Source organism: Escherichia sp. MOD1-EC6162 (genome assembly GCF_002965125.1).
GTDB classification, from domain to species: Bacteria; Pseudomonadota; Gammaproteobacteria; order Enterobacterales; family Enterobacteriaceae; genus Escherichia; species Escherichia marmotae.
This window is the reverse complement of the sequence record NZ_PTSB01000062.1, coordinates 1-3230: the sequence shown is the minus strand read 5'-3', so window position 1 is coordinate 3230 and position 3230 is coordinate 1. Positions and strand designations below refer to the sequence as shown.

Below are 3230 nucleotides of genomic sequence, written 5' to 3'. Positions count from 1 at the left end.
ACAACTTGGCAATGCAGCACAGAAGGATGCACAGGAGAATATTTACGACCGCACCGAAGGTCGACTGGCGATTCCCGGCATGTTCGGGTTCGGGAGTAAATTTTTTCTCAGCGACAGGACAGAGTTTAAAACAGAAGCTGATTTTCTGCGATGGGTGAAAAAAGCGACACCCGGGCGCTATGGTGTTTACGGTGCAAATAATATTATTCCCGGGGTGCTGTTTAGTGGTATTGCAGAAATTATCTGGGCAGAATCTCTGGCGTCTAATTACAATCCGGATTACATATCAAGGATTATCATTTTCTACGGCGTTAATGGTGAAATTTACTATAACCGTTATCACCCCTCTGGTAATGGCTGGTTAATTGGCTGGGAGAATCTGAAGGTCAACGAGGCTTCACTCAGGGCACTGATTGAAACCCGTGCGCCACTGAACAGCCCGGCGTTCACAGGTACGCCAACCACACCAACGCCACCGGATGATGCTGCCGGACTGGAAACAGCGAATGCGGCGTTTGTCCGCAAACTGCTTGCCGCGCTGGTTGGCTCATCGCCGGAAGCCCTGGACACGCTGAATGAGCTGGCAGCGGCGCTGGGCAATGACCCGAACTTTGCGACGACGGTCACTAACGCCCTGGCAGGTAAACAGCCGCTTAATGACGTGTTAACGGCTGTCAGCCAGATAACACCGGAAGAAAACACACTGCCTTATTTCAGTGAAGGGGGCCGGATTTTACTGGCGCAGCTGTCAAAAAAAGCCCGCACATTACTGGCACTGGACACGCCTGAGGCCATGCGCACGGAGCTTGAGCTGAAGGCGGCTGCGACGATGGAACCCCAGAGCAATATCCGCGACCGCACACCAGGCAGGCTGGCGCTGTCCGGCATGTATGGATTCGGTCAGGCATTTGCCAGCACCGAAGCCCTGACATTTAACGGGCAGGCCGATTTTGCTGAATGGCTGAAAGAGGCCACGCCGGGGCGTTATGCGGTCAGTATTGCGGACTCTTCCACGCTGCTGGCGGGCACCACGAAATTTAACGGCATCATTGATGTAATGTGGTCGCCCTTTGATAACGATGAATCGGACACAACGCGTAAATTCAAAACACTGCTGTGTTTTAACCAGTATTACGAAGGCGAACACAATATTCATCGCCTGACTTATCGCTGGAGTGGAAACAACTGGAATGCAACAGTAAGCCCCATTATTTACGACGGCGATTCGCTGGCGTTCCTGCTGTCCAGGACGGCGGGCAACGGCACGCACTCATATTACAAATATCCTGCAGTGGGTGTGCCGATTCTTGCTGTTTACAGGGGGAGCAGTGCAGATGACAAAGAGAAAAAAATAGGGCTTGGCGATATTGTTCCCGGCTCACGGCTTGGAGCACTGGTTGTCACCTGCAAAGCGAGTGAGGCTTCTAATTATGTCTCAACGCCGCAATTCTGCGCAGCGGACCCACGTCATGGAGCATTTCCAGGGCGCTATCAGGCTCTGTCAGGGAGCAGGTCGACCACATCAAGTGGAGATACCGGATATGTGTGTCTGTTCGTGCGCATCGAGTAATGAGGAAATAAAACATGAAAATCAGAGCGGTAAAAGGCATCAGAAGCGCGCATTATCTTGAAAATGGTGCGGTTGACTGCGAGGTGCTATTTGAAGGTGAAACGGAATTCGTCCCGTATACCGCCATGCAGGATGATACCGCCCCGACAGGCCAGCGCATCTGGGAAGAGTTACAGAGCGGAAAATGGGGTGAAATAACCCCGTTCACCGTCACGCCGGAACTTATCGCCGCGGCGAAGGATGCCAAAAAACGGGAAATCGAGGCGTGGCGAACAGAACAGGAAGCACTGCCGTTCACGTTCGAATGGAACGGTCATACCTGGAATGCTGGCCCCGACTCAATGGCCCGTCTTTATCCGGTAGTAATGGCGGCGAAATCCGATACGGCACGAACCACCCTTGCGTGGGGTGATGCCGATAATCAACAGGTGAAACTGTCGATGCAGAAACTGGATGAGCTGCTTACTGCAATGGCGCAGGCTCAGGTCGATCGCAATGATGAGATTTATCAGCGCCAGCGTGAAATGAAGGAGCAGCTTTCCCGGCTGTCCACACTGGACGAGGTAAGAGCGTTAACGCCCGGTGGTTAAATAATCAGTTTGTATAGTTTATGACGATCGATAACATCATATCGATCGTCGGTTTACATCGGTTGTGATTAAATACCCCCAGCCCTCCGGGCGGTCATGTCTGGTTATTACACAGGGGGAATCATGGACTCTGTTCGCTGTAAAAACTGCAATAAATTACTGTTTAAAGGAGGTTTTAAGCATATAGAAATTAAATGCCCTCGCTGTAAACGTTACATTGTCATATCGAATGCCAAAGAGCATCCCACGGAGCTGTATTGTGGGAAAAGAGAAGAAATCACGCATTCTGACAAAACCCTGCGTTATTGAGTATGAAGGCCGGATTGTCGGCTATGGTTCAAAGGAGCTGCGCGTTGAAACCATATCCTGCTGGCTGGCCCGCACAATCATTCAGACAAAACACTATTCCCGCCGTTTTGTGAATAACTCCTACCTGCATCTGGGCGTATTCAGCGGACGTGATCTGGTTGGCGTTCTTCAGTGGGGATATGCCCTTAACCCCAGCTCAGGGCGTCGTGTTGTGCTGGAAACGGATAACCGGGGCTATATGGAACTGAACCGCATGTGGCTACACGACGACATGCCCCGCAATTCTGAATCACGGGCCATCAGCTACGCGCTGAAAACCATCAGGTTACTGTACCCGTCAGTGGAGTGGGTTCAGTCCTTTGCAGACGAACGCTGCGGACGTGCTGGCGTGGTATATCAGGCGTCGAATTTTGATTTTATAGGCAGCCACGAAAGCAAGTTCTACGAACTGGACGGCGAGTGGTATCACGAGATAACGATGAACGCGATTAAGCGCGGAGGACAACGAGGCGAGTATTTACGGGCTAATAAGGAGCGGGCCGTGGTACACAAATTTAATCAGTATCGCTACATCAGATTCCTGAATAAGCGCGCAAAAAAGCGCCTAAACACCAAGCTATTCAGGATTCAGCCATACCCGAAGTGATTCCACTTAATGAATAAAAAAGCAGCGGCCAATGCCGCTGTTTCGTTTGAAGCGCGAAAAGTAAAGTTTTCGCATTTATCGTGAAACGTTTTCGCGTTTTTCGTGCGCCGCTTCA

General features: G+C 51.1%; 3 protein-coding genes and 1 pseudogene. All 4 read left to right on the top strand.

What is annotated here, in order from left to right; translation table 11 throughout:
• Positions 1–1570, top strand: a pseudogene (locus A9587_RS24025) (shikimate transporter); the annotation flags it as partial.
• 14 nt (positions 1571–1584) lie between these two features.
• Positions 1585–2160, top strand: coding sequence for a DUF4376 domain-containing protein (locus tag A9587_RS24020; protein ID WP_105281983.1), 576 nt, complete (start codon positions 1585–1587; stop codon positions 2158–2160).
• Between the two features lie 123 nt (positions 2161–2283).
• Complete coding sequence (locus tag A9587_RS24015; RefSeq protein WP_001372435.1) at positions 2284–2469, top strand: Com family DNA-binding transcriptional regulator; 186 nt, start codon at positions 2284–2286, stop codon at positions 2467–2469.
• Positions 2390–3115, top strand: coding sequence for a Mom family adenine methylcarbamoylation protein (locus A9587_RS24010; RefSeq protein WP_435051212.1), 726 nt, complete (start codon positions 2390–2392; stop codon positions 3113–3115). The genes A9587_RS24015 and A9587_RS24010 overlap by 80 nt, the downstream gene beginning before the upstream one ends.
• Positions 3116–3230: the final 115 nt, after the last annotated feature.

Bases quoted from the DNA above. Each gene is read 5' to 3' on its own strand.
- A9587_RS24015 (WP_001372435.1), top strand. From the start codon at position 2,284: ATGGACTCTGTTCGCTGTAAAAACTGCAATAAATTACTGTTTAAAGGA.
- A9587_RS24010 (WP_435051212.1), top strand. From the start codon at position 2,390: ATGCCAAAGAGCATCCCACGGAGCTGTATTGTGGGAAAAGAGAAGAAA.
- A9587_RS24020 (WP_105281983.1), top strand. From the start codon at position 1,585: ATGAAAATCAGAGCGGTAAAAGGCATCAGAAGCGCGCATTATCTTGAA.